Below are 22,071 nucleotides of genomic sequence, written 5' to 3'. Positions count from 1 at the left end.
GTCACCGCCCGGCCGCCGCGGGCGGCCGCATACGCCATCCGCCGTATATCCCCCGCGGCGGCGCGTTCCTAGCATCCGGTCACTTCCCGAAGTCCTGCGAAGTCCGCTGAAGTCCCCTTCATCCACCGGAGCTCCCCCATGTCCTCGCACTCGAAGAAATCCCCGCGCCGCCTGGCCCTCAAGACGCTGGCCGCGGCCGGCGCGCTGGCCGGCCTGAACCTGGCCGCGCTGCCCGCCTTCGCCGCCGACACCATCAAGGTCGGCGTGCTGCACAGCCTCTCCGGCACGATGGCGATCTCCGAGACGGTGCTCAAGGACACCGTGCTGATGGCGATCGACGAGATCAACGCCAAGGGCGGCGTGCTCGGCAAGAAGCTCGAGCCGGTGGTCGTCGACCCGGCGTCCAACTGGCCGCTCTTCGCCGAGAAGACGCGCCAGTTGCTGACCCAGGACAAGGTCGCGGTGATCTTCGGCTGCTGGACCTCGGTGTCGCGCAAGTCGGTGCTGCCGGTGGTCGAGGAGCTCAACGGCCTGCTCTTCTACCCGGTGCAGTACGAGGGCGAGGAGCTCAGCAAGAACGTCTTCTACACCGGCGCCGCGCCCAATCAGCAGGCGATTCCGGCCGTCGACTACCTGATGTCCAAGGACGGCGGCGGCGCCAAGCGCTGGGTGCTGCTGGGCACCGACTACGTCTACCCGCGCACCACCAACAAGATCCTGCGCGCCTATCTGAAGAGCAAGGGCGTCAAGGACAGCGACATCGACGAGAAGTACACGCCCTTCGGCCACAGCGACTACCAGACCATCGTGGCCGACATCAAGAAGTTCTCGGCCGGCGGGAAGACGGCGGTGGTGTCGACGATCAACGGCGACTCCAACGTGCCGTTCTACAAGGAGCTGGGCAACGCCGGCCTGAAGGCCAAGGACGTGCCGGTGGTGGCGTTCTCGGTCGGCGAGGAGGAACTGCGCGGCGTCGACACCAAGCCGCTCGTGGGGCATCTGGCGGCGTGGAATTACTTCATGTCGATCAAGAACCCGACCAACGACGCGTTCATCAAGAAGTGGTCGGCGTATGCGAAGGCCAAGGGCATCCCGGGCCACAAGGACAAGCCGCTGACCAATGATCCGATGGAGGCGACGTACATCGGCATCAACATGTGGAAGCAGGCGGTGGAGAAGGCGAAGTCCACCGACGTTGACAAGGTCATCGCGGCGATGGGCGGGCAGACCTTCAGCGCGCCGTCGGGCATCACGTCGACGATGGACGAGAAGAACCATCACCTGCACAAGTCGGTGTTCATCGGCGAGATCCGTGCCGACGGACAGTTCAACGTCGTGTGGAAGACGCCCGCGCCGGTCAAGGCCAAGCCGTGGAGCCCGTACATCGCGGGGAATGAGGGCAAGCCGGACGAGCCGGCGAAGAAGTAAGAGCCCGCGCGCAGCGCGCGGTGGGCGCGGTGGGCGCAGATCCCGCCCCGTGTTCCCCCTCGCCCCAGCGGGGAGAGGGAGGGGAGAGGGGGCTCGTGCCACGGCGCTGCTGCCCCTTCGACGCCCCCCTCTCCCCTGCCCTCTCCCCCCTCGCGGGGGGCGAGGGAGTTCGTGGCGAGGGTTGGCGACTATCCCGGTCCGCGCAGTCCATTGATCGGAGCACCCGATGAACTTGATCCTTCGCTGGCTGGCCGCATGCCTGCCAGCGGTCATCCTGGTGTGCGCCCCGGCGGCCCATGCGCTGACGCAGCAGCAGGCGCTGTCCGTCGCACAGGGCGAGACCGACGATCGCATCGCCGCGCTCGGCCGGCTCGCCGCCGCGCCGGACGCGCGCACCGCCGCGTTGCTGCAGGCCATGGCCGACGAGCGTCTCAAGCTCGATGCCGGCCATCGCGTGCTCATCACCACCGAAGCCGGCTTCGTCGATGCCGCGACTGGCGCCGCGGTGACGCTGGCGCCGGACACGCAGTCCTCGCTCGAGGACGTGATGCTCAACAACCGCCTGCGCGGCGAGCTCGACGGCGCGCTCGCCGCGCTGCGTCTGTCCAGCGCGGACAAGGCCGAGCGGCTCGCCGCCGCGAAGGCGCTGCTCGACAGCGGCGGCGATGACGCCCGCGTCGCGCTGCTCGACGCCGCCATCGCCAAGGAGCAGGACCGCGCCGTCCTTGACGCGCTCAAGCTTGCCCGCGCCGCCGCGCTCGCCGCCAGCCCCGACGCGGCCAGGCGGCTCGACGCAGCGCGCCAGCTCGGCGAATCGCACAGCCCCGAAACCCGCCTGCTCCTGAACCAGCGCCTGGCCGATGAACAGGACCCGGCCGTGAAGCGCGCGCTGCAGCGCTCGCTGCGCGCGGTCGAGGACACGCTCGCCTGGGGCGAACGCCTGGGCGCGCTGTTCACCGGCATCAGCCTGGGCAGCATCTTGCTGCTGGTCGCGCTCGGCCTGGCCATCACCTACGGCCTGATGGGCGTCATCAACATGGCCCATGGCGAGTTGATGATGATCGGCGCCTACGCGACCTACCTCGTCCAGGTCGCCTTCCGCCAGTGGCTGCCGGGCTGGTTCGACGCCTATCTGCTGGTGGCCATTCCCGCCGCCTTCCTCGCCTCCGCGCTGGTCGGCGCCGCGCTGGAGCGCACCGTGATCCGCTGGCTCTACGGCCGGCCGCTCGAGACCCTGCTCGCCACCTGGGGCCTGAGCCTGGTGCTGATGCAGGCGGTGCGATCGCTCTTCGGCGCGCAGAACGTGGCCGTCGAAAGTCCCTCGTGGATGGGTGGCTCGATCGCGCTGCTGCCGGGCCTGGCGCTGCCCGCCAACCGGCTCGCGATCATCGTCTTCGCGCTCGCCGTGCTGGGCGGCATGTCGTTGCTGATCGCGCGCACGCGGCTGGGCCTGTTCGTGCGCGCCGTCACGCAGAACCGCCCGATCGCCGCCTGCATGGGCGTCCCCACCGCCCGCGTCGACACCTACGCCTTCGCGCTCGGCTCGGGCCTGGCCGGCTTGGCCGGCTGCGCGCTCAGCCAGGTCGGCAACGTCGGGCCCGACCTCGGCCAGAGCTACATCGTCGATGCCTTCATGGTCGTGGTGCTCGGCGGCGTCGGCCAGCTCGCCGGCACCGTGCTCGCGGCGCTCGGCCTGGGCCTGGCCAACAAGGCGCTGGAGGGCGTCGTCGGCGCGGTGCTCGCCAAGATCGCCGTGCTGCTGTTCATCATCGTCTTCATCCAGAAGCGGCCCCAGGGCCTGTTCGCGGTCAAGGGCCGCGCCCAGGAATCCTGAATGCGCGCCGATCCCGAGGTTCTCGCCATGTCTCCTGCGCAGCCCCCTTCGCAGCCTCCTTCGCCGCCGCTTTTGCAGCCTCTTTTGCGGCCTCAGGCGCTGCAGCTCCCCGCGCGCCCTCCCCTGCTCGGCCGCGCCGGCTGGCTCGCGGTGCTGGCCGCGCTGGCCGTCGCCTGCGCCGTCATCCCGGCGCTCAACCTGCTGGTGCCGGCCGGCAGCCCGCTGCACCTGGACGGCTACTGGATCAGCCTGCTCGGCAAGTTCTGCTGCTACGCGATGTGCGCGCTGGCGATGGACCTGATCTGGGGCTTCGCCGGCATCCTGTCGCTGGGTCACGGGCTGTACTTCGCGCTCGGCGGCTACACGATGGGCATGTACCTGATGCGCCAGATCGGCACCGATGGCCAGTACCGCAGCGCGCTGCCCGACTTCATGGTCTTCCTCGACTGGAAGGAACTGCCCTGGCACTGGGCGCTGAGCGACAGCTTCCTGGCGACGCTGCTGCTGGTGCTGCTGGTGCCCGGCAGCGTGGCCTTCCTGTTCGGCTACTTCGCGTTCCGCTCGCGCATCAAGGGCGTGTACTTCTCGATCATCACGCAGGCGATGACCTATGCCGCGATGCTGCTGTTCTTCCGCAACGAGACCGGCTTCGGCGGCAACAACGGCTTCACCGACTTCAAGCGCCTGCTGGGCCTGCCGATCACGACGCCGGGCATGCGCATGGCGCTGTTCGTGCTGAGCGCGCTCGCGCTGACCGGCTGCTACCTGGGCCTGCGCTGGCTGACCCGCGCCCGCTTCGGCCGCGTGCTCAGCGCGGTGCGCGACGCCGAATCTCGGCTGATGTTCTGCGGCTATCCGCCGCTGCCCTACAAGCTCGCGGCCTGGGTGCTGTCGGCGCTGATCTGCGGTCTGGCCGGCGCGCTGTACGTGCCGCAGGTCGGCATCATCAACCCTGGCGAGATGAGCGTCGCCAGCTCCATCGAGATCGCAGTCTGGGCCGCCGTCGGCGGCCGCGGCACGCTCGCGGGGCCGATCGCCGGCGCCTTCGCGGTCAACGGCGCGAAGAGCTGGCTGACCCAGTTCGCGCCCGAGTACTGGCTCTACCTGCTGGGCGCGCTGTTCGTCGCGGTCACGCTGTTCATGCCCGACGGCATCGCGGGCCTGCTCAAGCGCAAGCTCGGCCGCCGCGGCGCCGCCCTCGACGCGCAGGAGCAGGCATGAGCCCCGATCTGCTCGACCAGGGCGGCGAGCGCCTGCGCGCCGCGAGCGGCCCGGGTTACGGCCGCGTGGTCACGCCCGGACAGCTGGATCTGGCGCACGGCCGCATCCTGTACCTGGAGGACGTGCACGTCAGCTTCGACGGCTTTCGCGCGATCAACGGCCTGTCGATCGACATCGCGCCTGGCGAGCTGCGCTGCATCATCGGCCCGAACGGCGCGGGCAAGACCACGATGATGGACATCATCACCGGCAAGACGCGGCCCGATCGCGGCACCGTCTACTTCGGCGGCACCATCGATCTCCTGCGCCATGGCGAGGCCGAGATCGCCCAGCTCGGCATCGGCCGCAAGTTCCAGCGCCCGACGGTGTTCGAGGCGCTCAGCGTCTACGAGAACCTGGAGCTCGCGCTGCAGGGCTCGCGCGCGTTGCGGGCCTCGCTGTGGGGCACGCTCACCGGCGCGCAGCGCGACCGGCTGGCGGAGGTGCTGACGCTGATCCGCCTGCAGGACCGGATGAATCGCGCCGCCGGGCTGCTGAGCCACGGCCAGAAGCAGTGGCTGGAGATCGGCATGCTGCTGGTGCAGGACCCGAAGCTGCTGCTGCTGGACGAGCCGGTCGCCGGCATGACCGACCAGGAGACCGAGCGCACCGCCGAGCTTTTCCTGACGCTGAAGGGCCGGCACAGCCTGGTGGTGGTCGAGCATGACATGAGCTTCGTCGGCCGCATCGCCGAGAAGGTCACCGTGCTGGCCGAGGGCGCGGTGCTGGCCGAGGGCACGCTGGCGCAGGTGCAGGCCGATGAACGCGTGATCGAGGTGTACCTTGGACGTTGAACTTCCACCCGGGGCCGCCACGGTCCCCGCCGCCGCGCCGATGCTGGAGGCGGTCGAGCTGCACCAGTACTACGGCGGCTCGCACATCCTGCGCGGCGTGTCGGTGAGCGCCGCGCCGGGCCGCGTGACCGTGCTGCTGGGCCGCAACGGCGTGGGCAAGACCAGCCTGCTCAAGAGCCTGATGGGGCTGGTGCCGATCCGCTCGGGCCGCGTGACACTGGCGGGCGCCGACATCAGCCGCGCAACGCCCTATCAGCGCGCGCGCGCCGGCATCGGCTACGTGCCGCAGGGGCGCGAGATCTTCGCGCGGCTGACCGTCGAGGAGAACCTGCGCATGGGCCTGGCCGGCAAGCCGGGGCGCACGCCGGTGCCGGAGTCGCTGTACGAGCTCTTCCCGGTGCTGCGGCAGATGCTGGGGCGCCGCGGCGGCGACCTGTCGGGCGGCCAGCAGCAGCAGCTCGCGATCGCGCGGGCGCTGGCGGCATCGCCGAGCCTGCTGATCCTGGACGAGCCGACCGAGGGCATCCAGCCCAGCATCATCAAGGACATCGGCCGGGTGATCCGGCGGCTCGCCGACGAGGGACTGGACGGCCATCCGGTCGCGGTGCTGCTGTGCGAGCAGTACTTCGATTTCGCCGCGGAGTTGGCCGATGACTACCTCGTGCTCGAGCGCGGCAGCGTCATCGCGCGCGGGGACCACCGCGACATGCAGTCGGCGCACGTCCGGGGGCTGGTCGCGATCTGAGCGGCGGAAAAACGGGAAAGGAGACACGCGCATTCAAAGGGTGTCGCACGGGGTCATTGCCGGAAGTTCACCACTCATGGGGCTTCCGACAACCCGTTCCCGAGTGCATCCCGTGCCCCACCAGATTCCCCTCGCAACGCAGCAGCCTCCCGCTCAAGCTCAAGTTCAACCGCCGTCAAATACCGCATGGACGTGGACGGCGCCGGAGCAGCGGCGCGATCGTCAGGGCCAGCCGAACTTCGTCAAGGGCGCCGAGGGCGACGCTGACGGCATCAACGCACTGCCCTCTCAAGGCCGCGTCAGACTGCTCGCGCAAGCGTTGTCCGATGAGGTGAGGCCCCAGTCGCCAGACGACGCGCTCGATCTGGCGACCGGTTCGTTCGAGCAGACCCTGGAAGACCTTTCCAGCAGCTGGATCGACGATCTGCTCGACGGCGTGCCGGCCCACCTGCTGAGCGACGGCATGGTCTCGGACGAACCGGCGACGGCCACGCTCTGGTACCTCCTGGCGCGTGCGAAGAGCGACAAGGCCTTGGAGGCCAGCACACCCGCGCAGGCGACAGGTTCGGCGCGGGAGGCGCTCAAGGACATCTTCAACAAGCCGGACGGCGTCGCTTACGACGACATTGAACGCGAGATCGACGCGCTGGGAAGGCGCTTGACCTCGGCGATGGAACGCCTCGACGCCCAGGAGATGTACGCGGTCTATCGCGACACCCACGCCCTGTTCTCCACGCTTGATGCGAACGACGTCGTGAGGATCCGTGGCGATCTCCCCGGCTGGTACGCCGGCCTGCGCAATGATCCGCGCAAGACCGGCGGCCTGAGCTACGACAAACCGCTGCGCAGGGCGGATGCCGCCTTCCTGGCCGCGATGTCGGACGCCGTGAATCAGATCGCCACCCAGTTCGGCGACGACCTTCCGGCCCGTCTGGCGCTGGCTCATCAACAGCTCTTCGAATCGGTGATCCTGTCGATTCCCTTCGTCATGGACGTGGACGCGTTGATGACGAAGGAAGCGAAGTCCGATCCTTCGCGTCAGATCGACCACTCTGTTCTTGAAGTGATCACCTCCGTGCATTCGCGGCTCTCGAGCCGAGGACTGCTGCCGCCCATCCAGTCCTCCTCGCAGGCCAAGGACCGCCATGCGGACTGGCGCGCCGGCCGCAACAAAATCGACCATGTCGATCTGCCTGCCGCGCGGCCTCCCGCCGCCGGGAAGCGCCCCTCGGCGGAGGATCCGAGGGATCTGCAGGTCGTCGAGACAGCGCCGCTGCAACACATCGCGGACTTGCTGCCGCGTGTGACGCAAGTGCTCGATCGGAGGCTCGGTTCCGTCGTGCTGACGTGGCGGGATGGCAGCAAGGGGGCGCGGATGACGGTGTCGTTCGACCCCGTCCCCGACAACGCGACACAGGCGCAGATTCAGGACCAGAACCGCCAGATCCGGCTGCTCGACGACTTTCTCCTCGCGCATTTCATCACCCGCGTGGACCTTGCGTACAACAGCTTGCCACCGACGATCGGTCTGCGCGATGGAGACATCGTGGTGGGCAGCTGGCGCGTGGCGACGCAACAAGGGGACCGCTGGGTTTACTCGAGCAGCGCGGTGAACGTCGCACTGAACGTCCTGACCATCCGGTCGCCAGGATCACGTCGCTTCACCGAGACCACCACCGCGGTGGAGCCCAGGGTCCAGGGGCCGCTGGCGAGGATACGTCTCCTCCTCCAGATGGGATCGGACGATTCCTCGACGACGACCGCCAGGGGTCTTCAGGAAAATCGTCTCGATGAAACGGTCTGGATCCAGGTCCCGGAAAGTGGGCCGGTGACGATCGTTGCGGGGCGTGGGCTGCTGACGCAGGTCACCAGTGACACAGAAGTCAAGCTGGAGATCCTCGGCCATGGTGCACGCATCGACTCGACCGACGAGATGACACTGCAGGACTACTCGGCGGTCGCGCTGGCGTCCAGGGTACGGGAGGCGCTCGACACGGTGCTTCCCGGGCGCCGGGCCAGGAGAGTGACCCTGTTCTCCTGCCACCTCGATTCACCGGTCCTGAGCCGCAACTTCCCTGACGAGTTCCACGCCGCGGCCCGCCACGCGGACCTGATCTCGCAGGACGCGGAAATGACGGCCTTCGCCGCTGGGGTTGCGATCTCCGCGGCGGGAGGGCGGTTCACCCGGCTGATGCGCGGGAACGACTTCGAGTACCACCACCCCCACACGACCTTCGTCCATACGTTCAACAGTGAGACGAGTGCTGTCGAGCGCCGGGACAAGCATCCCCAATGGTGGCGCGCGCCACGGCAACGGCGGGATCCCATGAATCGGCCGATCTTCGAGAGGGCGTCCAATCAAGTCACCGCCCTCCTGCAGCTCCGGTCTGCTCAGGACCGCATCAAGCGACTCGCCGAAGCGCTTCACCTGAGCCGCCCTTCGTTCGCATCAAGCCTGGACCAGTCACCGGTCCGCCTGCGAGATCCGTTCGTGTTGGCGACACTCTGGCAACTCTTGGCATGGGACGTCGACACGCCGGCAACGGCCTCGCCCGAGCAGGCCCGGCGTGCGGCTCAGCGGGCAGTCGAGGCCAGACTGACCCCGGCACTGGTCGGGCAGATCCAAAGGCTGCTCACGGCGGCGGCAAGCCAACTGCTCGCGGGGCTGGGAAACAGCGATCCAAAGAAACTGTTCGACGCCTACACGAATATCTCCCAGGGCTTCGACTTGGCCAGACGCGGCCTGATGCTCCCGGTCGTGACGGTGCGTGGCGACCTGCCCGGCTGGTATCGGCCAGGGCAGACACCGGGATCCCCGGCCCCCACCTATGCAAAGCCGCTGGCGCTGGCGGATGCCGCCTTCATCGCCGCGATGCGGACGGTGACTGCACAGCTCCATCTGAAATATCGCCTTCGCCAGCCGGACCGGGTCTTGATGGCCTTCGCGCATGCGATGTTCTTCCAGTCCGGAATCCTGTCGACGCCCTTCGTGGTCGAGGACAGCGCGTTGGCGGACGGGCAATGGCGGGGGCCATCGACCACCGGGCAGACTGACGGACTGGAAACGATTCGCCAGGTGCATTCACAGCTCGTCGCGGAGGGACTGATACCCCGCGCTCTGACGGTCTCCGAAGCGCATCGCCGCAGCGCCGAATGGCTTTCCGGCGAGGGCCCGGCGCCGCAGACGTCCGATCCACAGCAGCCGACGGGCGCGCAGAAGCGCAAGCATCCCGACAATGCGGCTGACGCGACCGGGTCTGCGGAAGAGCTCGCGGAACAGTCCGCGAAGCGTCCGACGGCTTGGATGAGCGGCGAAAAGGAGGCGCCTTCGAGGCCTCGCACGCAAGGCGCGGACTCCGGCAAGGACGCCGCCACTCGCAGGCCGACCGTTTCGGCCCCGCTCGAAGAGCCGGGCCTCGCCGATGTCAACCGGTTGGCCACGGTCGCGATAGGCCCTCGCTCGCAGTTGCCAAGTCCCCGTCCCGGCCGGGCGGGTGCGCTGTCAGAACTGGTGTCGACGCTGAAGACGACGCTGGAGCGGTGCGGCATCAAGGCGCGCGCGGCCGCAGCACCCGGTGGGGTCATCGACGCGGTGATGAAAGTTCTCACGTCCTACGACACCACGCTCAAGCTGAATGGCGACTTGGGGCGCATCGCCGCATCGATCGCGAACGCAGTGTGGCGCAACGCGCCCGCGGAGCTTGGCGAGGCGTTCAATGCACTCGTCCGGCACTACCGCCCAGCAGGCGACCTCGTGGCGTTCACCACGTGGCGCGATCTGCCGATGGGGTTGATCGGCAAGGCACGGCTGCCGCTCGAGGAGCGGAAGAAGTATCCCGCTGAGCTCGACATGCCGATCGCCGAAGCGGCGTTGGTGGACAGCGCGGAGGAAGCGGTCGGGGCCATGCACAAGCTGCCGGCCGGCGCCGGCTCGGGTCCGGACGATCTGGCGCGAGCCCGTCAGACCTTGGCGCTCGTGCAAGCGGCGTTGACTGGCAGGCCGTTCGCCGTCGATGTGGATGCCGTGGAACGCATGGCCGGATCCCACAGCCCGCACGACCATGCGGCGCTGAGCGTCCTCGCGATCACGCACGGCACGGCGATGCAACTGCATCGCAGGCAGTTGATGGAGGCGCCGATCTACCTGTCCAGCAACGCAAGGCGCCCAGACCCCAAATGGGAGACGCACGAGGAGGGCCTCCAACTCCATCGCGGCGATCTCCTTCCGGAACTGCGGCCCAGGCATCGCGAGACGATCGAGCGGCTGGGCACACCGCTGGACACCAGGTTCAACGACGCCAGTCCGCTGCTCAGCCTCGCCAGATTCATGCCGGGCGCGACGCAGAACCTCGACCGCAAAGCGGGGACGATCAAGATCGTCTGGCCCGCCGAGCCGGGTGGGGCGCGGAGCGACTCGCTGCTGAAGTTCATGCCATCCGACGCCGATCCCCTGTCGAACGAGCGCGGCGAACAGAACAAGGCGATCCAGGCGATGGACGACTTCATCGTCGCCAACTTCCTGCATGAGCCGGCCGATTCGCCGCACAAGTTCATGCCCGACGTGCTGACCTATGAAGGGGACGAACTCAAGCTCGGCCGCTTCGTGATCGCCAAGCGGGCGGGCGACCAATGGGCCGCGCCGCCGCGTGTCCTGGCCACCGACTGGGATGGCCTTCCGGACGGCAGCAACCGGTTTGTGAGACAACCCGACAGTTTCGAGCCCGACTTCTTCGGCTACGGCCCTTTGTCGCCGCTGTTGTTGCGATGGGCGCGGTCCTGGGCGTCCGAGTCCTCGCAAGTTTCCCCCTCGCCCGTCCCCGACGACCTCATCACGGCGGCCAGGCAAGCGTTCGAGGCGCAGATGAGCGCCGATGATGCAAAGGACGCCGAGGCCCTGGACATCGCCGCGAAGCATCTGGCGGACGGCATGTGGGGGGGCGAGCCCCTGCTCATCGAGCTCTCGCTCACGAAGATCGCCCAGGCGCTAGGGTCCACATGGCGCGATCTGTATGCCATCGGCGCGCGCCCGGGAGCGAGCGCCAGTGATCGCTCCCGCCACATGCTGAGCGCGCCCGACACCGAGCGCATGGTGGGCCGCGCCAACGTCTTGCTGCTCGAAGGGATACGCGCGATCAACCGGCGCATCGCGGCCATGAAGGCGGATGGGACGATCACCGACGACATCGTCAGCCCGGGCATGAAGGGGCAACTCTCCCATCAGATCGAGGAGGTCCTGCGATCCGTGTTGATGAGAAACCCGCTGAAGATCAACGCGGACTTCATCCGGGCATTGGCCGCTTCCGCGGACCCGGCCGACCAGGCCCGGCTGGCTGCGTTCTGGAAGCTCTATCCGGACCTGCGCCAGATGGCCGATGGCGCGGCGCTCGCCCCCCCCGTGATCACCTGGGGGTGGGATGGATGGACCATCCCCAGCCAGGACGACGTACTGACCGACGTGCCGGGGCGCCCCTCGCTTGCGCCTGCGCCCGACCTTGACGACAGCGGGCCCTGGAAGTTTCTCGAGTTCGAGGGCGAGAACTTCGTCCAGACACTGGACCGCGCGGCCGGGACGCTCACGCTCACGACGATCCAAGGCCAGGAGTCCTTCAGCAAGACGGTCAGATTCCAGCCATGGAAGCCGGATGACGGCGAGGCGGCGCTGCGGCAACAGGACGCCAGCCTGCGATTCCTCGAGGAATTCTGCGTCTCCCACTTCCGGGGCATGCGCGAACTTCCCCACGAGCTGCGCCTCGATGCAGGCCAGATCGAGGCAGGAGACGTCGTGTTGGCCGAACGGACCTCCTCCGGCGCATGGAGGTTTCATTTGGACGCCATCCTTCAAACCTCCAACGACTCCAAGGCCAGTTGGGCGAGCGTGACCTACCTGCCGTTGAAGAACTGGTCCAAGCCCAGCAGATCGATGGCGACGGCGGCATCGACGACCGACCCGCTGGACCGTGTGCTCATCAACCTCCAGATCGGCGGCGATGGGGCCATCCAGGAGATCACTGAAGCGTGGGTCGCGAAGAACCCGGACAAGAGCATCTGGATCCAATTGGACCAGGAAGGGGCCTCGCGCGTCGTTCACGGCGCCGGCCTGGAGAAGCGCATTGGCCCGGGCACCGAGATCAAGCTGACCATTCATGGCCATGGACGACGGCTGTGGAATGGTGGCGGTATGACGGTGCAGGAAGGCTACGACGCGAAGAGTCTGGCCAGCATGGCAAAGGATGCCCTGCGCACATATGGCATCCCCCAACTCGTGGACAAGGTCGTGCTGTCGGGATGCGAGTTGGAATCGGGCTTCGCAGGCAAGAGCTTCGGCAGGCCCTTCCTGCAGACCGCCCATGACGAAGGACTGGTCACCGACTCGGGCGAGGTCACGACATTCAGGCATGTGCTCTGGACCAGAACCAGATCGAGAGCATTTCGCCACACACAACGGCACCGTACCGCGCCGCGCCGGATACACGCGCCGAACGTGACCGTGATCTTCAAACGCGACAAGGTCTCGGGAGCGATCACCGTTGAAGACAAGTACCCGCCCGGCCGGCTGCGCAACACCGTGCTCGCTCTCGGGAAGACCCTGGTCAAGGCCGGCATCAATCCGCTGACGGATCCGGCCCCCGCGGAGCTCGTGGACGCCGTGCACACGCGCCTGAAGACGCTGTATCCGGGCATCGGCGATGAGCACGCGAGCGTCCTGGGCGAGGCCTCGCGCCTGATCGCCGAGGGTCTCTGGCGCCAGCACCCGCGCAAATTCCAGGAGAGCCTGCGAGCGCTCGACCGGATCCCTCTCGGGCGGAGCGAGCGCAGCTGGCAATGGCCCCTGGCGCTGGAGCGCGCCATGGGACTGGTCGGCGACACGAACCTGCCCAAGGACTTGATCGCGCAGCAACCGGACAGCTTGTTGATCTCACGGACCGAAGGCGCCCTGATGCAGGGGCTGGAGGCCGGCTTGCCGGTCCTGGAGCGGCTGTCGCCCGACATGGGGCCGGCCGCGACCCGGCCGGCGCTGGGCCGTCAGACACTGGCGCTGCTGAAGGCGGAGTTGAGCGGCCGGCCGTACGTGGTCGAATTGGAGAGCCTCGACCAGCTGTCCAGAGACACGCCGGCGGGACGCGCCGGACTCGACGTGCTGGAAGCCGTGCACGGCACGGTGAAACAGCGCTCGGAACACGGTGTGATGGCGGCGCCGATCTACCTGACCCGGGACACGAAACGATCGGGCGCGGGATGGGAGCTCCATGAGGACGGCATCCTGGTTCATCGGGGCGATCTGCTCCCGACCTTGCTGTCCGACCGAAAGGAAACGATCGAGCGGCTTCGCACGGACGACGCGTCTGCCGAGGCGACGACGGCGGACGACGGTCTGGACGCCCTGCTGCCTGCCGATGGCGCGAGCTCCAGCGGCCGCGGAGATCCCTCGCCTGCGGTCCTGCTCGACAGGTACCCGCTCGCGGACGCCGATGGATACGGGCTGACCGCCCTCAAGGCGGTCTCTCGGGAAGAGGCCGGCCATCTCCGGCCGGGTCAGGCCGGCAAGCTCTCCGAGCTGTGGGCCGCGCTGGAGGAGACGCAGGCCAGGGCCGGCATTGCGACGCTCGAGGGACAGGCACCCGATGAGGTGTTCGAGGCCGTCAAGCAGCGCCTGGCGTCGATGTACGGCGACCAGGTCGAGGTGGACGCGGACCTGCTGGCCAGCGCCGCCAGGTCGCTCGCGGATGGCCTGTGGTCGCGCGATCCGGCCAAACTGCGCGAAGCCACTCTGACCCTTTCCCGTCTGTATGGCGAGCGCGGCCCGATGGTCGCGCGCGTGACCTGGAGCGATCTCCCCATGGGGCTGATCGACAAGGTCCGGCTTCCCGGCAAGCTGCTGTGGAAGCATCTGAAGGCCGCCGACATGCCGCTCGCCGACGTGGCCCTGCTGTGCGGCATGGAGTCCGCGGTGCGCGCGATGGAGGCGCTGCCGGGGCAGGCCGCGCGGAACCCGGTCCGGGGGGCGCTGGCTCGCCAGACGCTGGCGCTGGTGCAGGCGGCGCTGAGCGGCCGGCCGTTCACCATCGATGCGGACGCGGTGACGAAGATCGCCCGGTCCATCGAGGCCGGCGGCCTCGAGCATGCGGTGCTGCGTGTGCTGGACGTCGTCCACGGTGCGGCGGTGCAACTGGCTCGCAAGGGGATCTTGCCCGCGCCGGTCTATCTGGCCGATACCGCGCCTGAGGGGACGTCGGGGTGGCAGAAGTATCCGGATGGCAGCCTGGTGCATCGCGGCGACCTGCTGTCGACGCTGCTGCCCCGCCGCAAGCAGCGGATCGAGCAGTTGCAGACGCCGGCCGATGTGAAGGTCGACGACGCAAGGCCGTTGCCGGCGCTGCCCGATCCGGATTCCCCGGCCGATTCGCTCTCGAGTCACGCCGTGCGCCTGGCCGGCCACGACGTGCCGGCCGAGTTCCTGGCGTCGCTGGGCGGGGAGATCGATGGGAAGCCCATCACCGGCGACCTGCTGCGATCGATCGCCGACGATCCGAGCGATCCGGCGCTGGGGCTCAAGATCGATCCGGAGCTCTTCGAGCAATGGGCGAAGCTGGTGCCGGAGAAGGTCGACGCCGGCGTCGCGGCGCGGGCTCGCGCGCTGGGCCAGTGGCTGGCGCAGCGCAAGACGCATGACGGCGCAGGCTCCGTGTTCATCGGCGAAGCGCCCGAGGCGGTCGAGGCCCTCACGGCCCGGTTGACGGCCGCGGCGGCAGAGGACGCCAAGTCCAACGATGCCGGCATGCTCAAGGCGCTGCGGGGCGAGGACGCCAGGCCGTCGAGCCTGTTCGGGGAGATCTTCAGCAAGCTCGACGAGACGACGCGCGCGGGATTCGAGGCGTGGATGGCGCGCGCGGGCATCGAGGCCGATGACCTGCTGAAGATGGCCCCCTCCTCACCTGGTCAGGCGGCCCTGGATCCGGTCGAGAAAACGATCGCGGAGATCGGCCGGCGGGCGGCGCAAGGCGAGGACCTGGACATCGACTTCGAGAAGATCCAGGGCGTGAACAAGACCAATGCGCTGGCCAGTCTTCGGGAGATCGGGCTGGTGAAGGTCGATGGACAGGGCGTGACGCTCGATAGTGAGCGCCTGAAAGTGCTCATGGATGGCGAGCCGGGCGTGAAGCTGGCCTACGCGGACCGGGCGCTGCGCAAGCTGCCCAAGGGGGTGTATCGATCGCTTTGGAAGTCGGCATCGGATGACGTGCGGACCTTCATGCACAGGAGTCGAAATCAACCCAAGCCGCCGCCCAAGCTGATGAGACAGATGGACGGAACGGTCGACCTCATCGACACCGTGATGGGCATCTTCCAGTTGCTGACGCATGGGCGGGAAATGACCTCTGCTGCAGTCGGACTCACCACGATCCAGTTGAGCAGCGTCGTGGCGTCTCCCTTGTTCATGCTGCTGGGCAAGAAGCTGAGCACGCTCAGCGTCGTCGCACGCTTCAAGCTGCTCCGCGGACTGAGCGCCGGCCTGGCAGGTGGCGTCGGCAATGTCTTGATGGCCGGCGTCGGCTTGGCCGCGTGCATCGCGGAATGGGACGCCTTCGTCAAGAGCGGGCAGAGCACGGACAGCTACGCTTTCAAGAGTCTCATCGCCAACACCGTGATGACCGGGGCCGCTGTCGGGATGGCCGTTGCAGGCACCGTCATCGGAATCAAGGTGTTTCTGGCGGGGGCGGCCCTCGCCGCCAAGACCGCCCTCGCCAGCGCGGCAGCCTTCATGGGCGCCGCGTCGGGGCCCTTCGCGGTGATCCTGATCTCCGCCGGCCTGCTGGCGGGGACATTGCTGTGGCATGGTGAGTACGGCGACTACTTCCACGAATCGACCACCTTTTGGGAGCAGGTTGAGGCCCTCTATGCGAAGTCCATTGGTCTTCAGACGAAGGCGGCGGCGAGAGCCGAGGTGGCGAAGGCAGCCGTTACCGCGCAGGAGGCACTCTCAAGGAATCTCACGGAACAGTTCAAGGACGCCATGCATTTCGAGATGAAGCGTCTCGCAAAGCAGGGCTTTGGCAGGTTCTTTGTTCCTGACGTCGAGACTCCCGTCAAAAGCACCGTCTTTCGCGACGTCACGACGACGCAGTACTACAACTTCGTCATGCAGGCCAAGAGGTCCGTTGCAAGGTCCTTCCCTGAATACAGGCGCCCCTCCGCCGACTCGTCTTCTGCGACCGCGTGGCTCGCGCTTGACACACCCCCTCAAGGGGAGTTCGGCTTCGTGTTTGGCCTCCGCGAGCCAAAGCGACAGTTGTTTCAAGGGGGACGCCTGAGCAACAACGCCCTCTACGGGAGCATCCACGAAGACATTTTTCAAGTAACAAAGCCTGACTCGATCACACTGTGGGGTCACCCCGAACGAGGTCAAGGAAACCCTGCCAAGGACGAAGTCCAGATCGATGCGGACGGTTCTGACGTGGCGATCACGGGCGACAAGACCCGGGACGGCCGGGAGCACACCCATCTGATCCAATTGCCAGGACTTGGAGACTCGCTCGCCTATGGGATGCATCGGATCAGTATCCGCAATGCCGGCAACGTCAAAGTTCTCGGTCACGAGGATGACGAGCAATTCGACATCCTGTCCAAGTCCGCGGAGATCCGAGGCCATGGCGGAAACAACACCTACACGATTCGCAACGGCAATCGGATCTTCAGCACCTCGACCGATATGGCCATCTGGCTGCGTGGGATCAGCGGCGCCGTCGTCGATGTCGGCGACGCCTCGTCCAAGCTGCTGCTGAGTCTCGATGTACTGCACGAGGCCGTCAGCTATCGCCGACAAGGCCAGCACCTGATCCTCAGCGTCGACAAGGACTCCTTGACGCTGGAGCGCTACTTCGACCGAGTCGCTCCGGCAACCGAAGGCGTCACGACACCTACAAATCCGCTCACTCTCGTCGATGCGGTAGGAACCGCCGTCATTCTGATCACACCTTCGGTGATCAAGGACGCAAGCGTGACTTCCCTTCTGCTGGACAAGCATGTCATGCACGGCAAGGCCACCCCCAACTCGCGGCGGACATTGTCGGCAGGCCGGGCGTATGTCCGGTATCACCTGTCCTCGGGATCCGGTGAGTTCCGCGTCGATCCGGTGATGTCAACGCCCATCGAGATCTCGCTCGACATTCCGGTCGATCGCCTTCGTCATGTCGTCGATGGCAACGACGTGCTCATCGTCGAGACTGCGCCCGCGGACGCCGCAGAGGCCTTCACGCCGCTGCGGTTGCGTTTATCCGGACATAGGCTTGCCTCGACAAAGGACGCACCTGATGAGCCGAGGGTGTGGGCGAACGACAAGGAACGGAAACCCGTCATCCTCGTCATGCCCGGACATGATGATCCAGCTGAAGGGCCCATTCGTTCCGAGCCTCCCTTCCAGATCGCGAGCACTGACGCCAAGGATGCGCCTTCCGATCCCCCCTCCACACAGGATGTGGCGAAGCAGGATCCTGGCCAAGGTTCCGACAAGGACGATCAGATCGACGCGCGGAATCTTGTCGATGGGTCGGTCCTCTCGGGCGGAAAGGGGGCGGACGTCTATCTGATCAGGGCCGGGCAATCGCTTGTGATCAACAGCCTTGCGAGAGACGGGGCGCTGGACGTGCTCAAACTGGAGGGCATCAGCAAGAAGGAATTCCTGGATGGAATAGGTCTGTCGGGCTCGGACGCCGATCTCGTGCTCGAACTCTCGGGCGGCAAGATCACGATCCTCGGCGATGCCACGGCACCTCAGGCGCGCCGCCTGTCGGTGGAAGTCGATGGTCAGCGCTTCGCGCTTCCAGTCTTTGAGAACGGCTGCATGGTGCATCTGCCGTCCACCGACGAGGGAGACATTCTTGCCACCGCACCGGGCTCACATATCGTCATGTCCAAGCCCGCTGCGCCCTGGGACCTCACGGCCAAGGCGCGAAAGGTCTGGATGGGCCGGCAACGCGCCTTCCGCTCGCATGGTCACGCGCTGGAAGCACAGATCTCGGGGGACAGGCCGTCCGTCGTTACGCTGCCGGACTATCACCGTGCACCCGAAGCTTGGGAACTCGTGAGTCATGAGTCCGGCGATGCCGTGACGCCACCCGCCAAGCCGGTCAGCGAAGGAGCGAATCGAATCGCCGCCGACCTCAAGAACGGCAGACAGAGCGGCGATGACGCCTACACGACAAGGGACGTGAACGGCTACCTGCGCATGAGAGGAATGCCGATGGAAATCACCCTGGGCATTCGCAGCAGAACCTTTCAGCAGTTGCAGCGAATCCACGAGTTGCTCGCCATCGTCGCGGACGGTGGCAGTTGGCAATTGCCGGCTTCATTCATCGACAGCTTTGCTGCAAGTGACATCAAGGTGTCTCCTGGTCAGGCGGCGCTGCTGCGCCACCTCGCATCGCGGACCTTGGATTTCGTGATGGAGAGAGATTCTCAGGAATCTGGATGGCGGCACATGCCTTGGGCCTACAACGAGCAGGTCTTGCGCCGAGCCTTGTCGATGACCGAGCTCCAAGCTTATGAGTCCTGGGCTGCAGATCATCTCGGCGGCATCGGACTGTCAGACTGGCGAGAAGCCACCAAGCGGCTGACCGAGTTCATCAACCTCCTGGATGGCAAACAGGCTCCTTCCAAGGGCACGTCATCCGCCATGCTGGTCGCGGTCCTGCAGTTGAAAGGACGTTCGGCACCGGCAGCGGAACGTCTGGCGCGAACCATGATGGTCCTTGGTATCAAGGATGACGCCTGGATCGCCGATATGCATCTGGCGGGGGTGTACGAGTACACCGTCCTGGCGCGCCTGTGGAACGCGGGGATCTTGGCGCAGGACATCGTACTGAGCAACGCCAACCGACAATCCTACGAAGAAGGGGATCGGTCGGCGTGGATCACCGTTGAGGCACCGACATTCAAGAGCCCGGACACGACGAATCACCAGTACGTGTCCAAGCTCTACATGAAGCTCGATGAGACGGGCGCCGAGTTCGCACTGAAGCACGAGACACGCCAGCCCGGAATCGATTACGACATCGAGCCTGGTCAGGTGCTCAATTCAGACGGGCAGTCGCCGGGAGCTCCCCGCCCACATATCGAGGAACGCAATAGGAAACGTGCGGAGTACTACGCCGAACGAGCAAAGAAGAAGGCCAACAACAGTTACTACAGCAGCGTAGAGAACAGCTCGCCCATTGCTGACGTCAAGAATGCGAATACAGAGCAGGGAGGGAACTTCCCCCTTCCCGCTGTCGTGGCCCTCTGGCAACAAGGGCTGCTGAGCCATGAGCCCGTCACGGTCCCAGGCGCATGGGAGAAGCGCTCCCTTCCTGAGAACCTCGTCGATGGCCACGGTCTCGCGGGGGACACTTTGCCGGAGGAGGTTTCCTCCTGGCGGCCCGCCGCCACTCAAGGTCTACAGCCGTCCGTGACTCCGGACAAATCGATCAGCTTCAAGTTCCTACACCCGGTCGCCCTGGCGTCCCTGGAGCTGAGCGTCAGCACGGACGCTCCGATGACGCAATGGCTGGAAGCCGCGCGGAGAGCCGGGCCGGCGTCCGTACCGGTCGCGCGCTGGAAGGTGCAGGCCATTCGGAAGGACAAGACGCGGGTCGACGTTTCCGAGACATTTGAGACGGCCAATGGTGCTTACACCAAGTCAATTGCGATCAGCACGAACGGCGTCCCCTACTCCGAATACGAGATCGTCGGCGTCAGCGGCAACTTTCCGTATGTCTGGTTCGACGAAGTTCGATTCACCACGGCGGAAGCCGGCGCCGGCACGCTGATCGACCGCTTGCAGAAGGCCGGCTTCACCGGCGAGGAATCCCGGTCGCTGGCCTTGCGCGGCATTCAATCCGATGAGCAGATCGCGCGTGCGGGCGAGCTGCGCCGCCATGGCGGGTTGCCATGGGACCTGATCGCGCACGATGTCCAGACCCATCCGCGCCTCGACAAGACGAATCTCGACCTGCTTGACTTCATCCGCGTCAACATGGCGGACCGATGGCGTCACCAGGAGTACCTTGACGCCGTCCGCCATCGTTCGGGTCACCACCTCGTGCAGCTCGTCGACAACAGGGTCGAGTTCTATCGGACCTGGACGCCGGTGCCTCCCTCGCTGTGGGCGCAGGTGGCTTCGTGGTTGACCGATGCGTGGGACCCTGCGGAAAAGGTCAGAGACAAGGACCTGATCGAAAAGATCGCCGACGACGTCATCAACGCGACGATGCGTCAGGGCAACTGGCTGACCCCCGCCTTTGGCGGAATGAAGGGGAAACTGGCGCCACTCCCCGCGAGCATCACCCAGGTCGATGCCTCGGCGTGGGTGCCAGCCTGGTTGCAGGACCAGCTCGCCCTGGTCCCGAAGGAGGGACCAGCGAATGATCCGGTTGTCGGCGCAGAGATCCGAATGGTCCTGGACCTCGCGCGGCGCATCCTGGACGCCAGGGACGCTCAACTGGGCGAGGACGGCAGACACGGCCTCGACCTGGCCAACATGTCCACGACGCGCTTCCAGTTGGCGGTGCTTGCCGCAGCGGCCTACGGGTACGACATCCACGTCAAACCCACGCAGGACACCACGCGGCAATCGGTCGTCCTGAACCGCGACATCGAACAAAAGCTTCCCTTGCTGCAGCAGGAAATGGCTCTCGGATTGCTGGACGCCGTCTTGTCCTCAACGATTCCTCCCGCCTCTGCGGCGAAGCCCTGGACGACGCGTCAGGTGAACGGCAAAACCTTGTACATCGCACCCGCTGGAACGCCGCTGACAGTCGCCTATGCCGAAGGACGAGCGGGCCAGCCGATCAAACGCCTAAGGAATGCCGGAATCGGCTGGGATGAAGCCGAGGCGCTGTTCTTCGGCGGCATCACGACGCTGAAACAGGTCGAACGGGTCATTCAACTGCGCGATCTGTTTGGCGATCTGCCACTGGACGCCGTTGTGAAGATGGTCCACAACCCCGCCATCTCGGCAGGGATCGAGCAGATCGAGCGTCTGGCCGGGCGAGGCCTGACAAGCGCAGAGGACATCCAGCAAAGTCTTGAGGCCGGGGACGACGCACGCCTGCCCGGCACGCTGCGAGTCTCCATCCTGAGCGCTCAACTATGGGATTCCACGGGGTCCCCGCTGCTCCACGACGACTTCCTGTTCACGTTCCGCGAGCAGGTCATTGGATGGCTGAGGGAGTTCGCCACCAACCCATTTTCGGTGCGCACCATCTCCCGCTCGCTCGTCAGGATGGCGAGCGCGCATTGGATCTTCGGGCCCAATGCACTGACCAATGCCCTTGCCTACGGAAATCACAGCGCCTTCGTTCACGACGATTCGTCATCCATTGAATCGAGTGATTGGGTGCCAGTGCGACTTGGCCCATCCGTCAGCCTGATCCCGGGCGAAGGCGGGGCGAAGGTGTCCAAGCCGGACGGGGCCGCCTACGTCATGCTGAGGGTCGTCAAGCGCTTCTACGACACGCTTGAAGCCGAGCTCCTCAAGAAGGGTCACGGCAGCGACGAAGTGGCGCAAGCCATGGACCCGCTGTACCTGAAGCTGGAGGCGCTGCGCGCCTCCGTCACGGGCATGCGCCTCGATCTTCAAGAACCGCAAGGCGCCTCAACCGAAGCGGTGCGCGTGCGCGCCCTGCTCGCCGGGTTGCGTCCGGCGCTGGAGCGGGCCCAGCAGCTGAAGCTGCTGGACGTCAGCTTCAGCACCGGCGGCGCAGAGACCGAGACCGAGTCCCACTCCGTGAACGAGCCCCAGGCCGGCCCCGGGTTCGTGAGCGAGCCCGCGGCCGCCGAGGCTCCTGCCGAACCTGTCACGGAAGCCGGCTCAATCCAGCGGGCAGCCGAGCTGCTCAAGCAGGGGATCGCCGGCCAGCCGGACGCCGGCAGCGCGGGCATCTCCAGCTTCGCGCCACCGGTGCGGCCGCCTTCGCCACCGTTGCTGGCCACCACGCCCTGAGGAGCGCGGCGCACGGCGTTGAGCGGAAGGCGGT

General features: G+C 66.5%; 6 protein-coding genes. All 6 read left to right on the top strand.

Annotated elements, in window-relative coordinates:
* Window positions 1-138: 138 nt before the first annotated feature.
* The 6 genes from urtA to ABDW61_RS11785 all read left to right on the top strand — a co-directional run bounded on the left by urtA (window position 139) and on the right by ABDW61_RS11785 (window position 22,037).
* Entirely contained in the window at window positions 139-1,428 is a 1,290-nt protein-coding gene (gene urtA, locus ABDW61_RS11810; RefSeq protein WP_343638830.1) for an urea ABC transporter substrate-binding protein, read from the top strand.
* 226 nt (window positions 1,429-1,654) lie between these two features.
* On the top strand, window positions 1,655-3,262 hold the full coding sequence (gene urtB / locus ABDW61_RS11805) for an urea ABC transporter permease subunit UrtB (protein ID WP_343638829.1): 1,608 nt from the start codon (window positions 1,655-1,657) through the stop codon (window positions 3,260-3,262).
* Between the two features lie 84 nt (window positions 3,263-3,346).
* A complete protein-coding gene (urtC, locus tag ABDW61_RS11800; RefSeq protein ID WP_343638827.1) occupies window positions 3,347-4,483 on the top strand; it encodes an urea ABC transporter permease subunit UrtC in 1,137 nt (378 codons plus the stop codon).
* Complete coding sequence (gene urtD / locus ABDW61_RS11795; RefSeq protein WP_343638826.1) at window positions 4,480-5,316, top strand: urea ABC transporter ATP-binding protein UrtD; 837 nt, start codon at window positions 4,480-4,482, stop codon at window positions 5,314-5,316. The genes urtC and urtD overlap by 4 nt, the downstream gene beginning before the upstream one ends.
* Before the next feature lie 40 nt (window positions 5,317-5,356).
* Window positions 5,357-6,061, top strand: coding sequence for an urea ABC transporter ATP-binding subunit UrtE (gene urtE, locus ABDW61_RS11790; protein ID WP_343638868.1), 705 nt, complete (start codon window positions 5,357-5,359; stop codon window positions 6,059-6,061).
* Between the two features lie 112 nt (window positions 6,062-6,173).
* Complete coding sequence (locus ABDW61_RS11785) at window positions 6,174-22,037, top strand: C80 family cysteine peptidase (RefSeq protein ID WP_343638824.1); 15,864 nt, start codon at window positions 6,174-6,176, stop codon at window positions 22,035-22,037.
* The last annotated feature ends 34 nt before the right edge of the window (window positions 22,038-22,071 follow it).

Origin of the sequence: Roseateles sp. (assembly GCF_039595595.1) — a bacterium.
Classification (GTDB): domain Bacteria; phylum Pseudomonadota; class Gammaproteobacteria; order Burkholderiales; family Burkholderiaceae_C; genus Roseateles.
This window is presented reverse-complemented; position numbering and strand designations above follow the sequence as displayed.

Bases quoted from the DNA above. Each gene is read 5' to 3' on its own strand.
- urtD (WP_343638826.1), top strand. From the start codon at position 4,480: ATGAGCCCCGATCTGCTCGACCAGGGCGGCGAGCGCCTGCGCGCCGCG.
- urtB (WP_343638829.1), top strand. From the start codon at position 1,655: ATGAACTTGATCCTTCGCTGGCTGGCCGCATGCCTGCCAGCGGTCATC.
- urtA (WP_343638830.1), top strand. From the start codon at position 139: ATGTCCTCGCACTCGAAGAAATCCCCGCGCCGCCTGGCCCTCAAGACG.
- urtE (WP_343638868.1), top strand. From the start codon at position 5,357: ATGCTGGAGGCGGTCGAGCTGCACCAGTACTACGGCGGCTCGCACATC.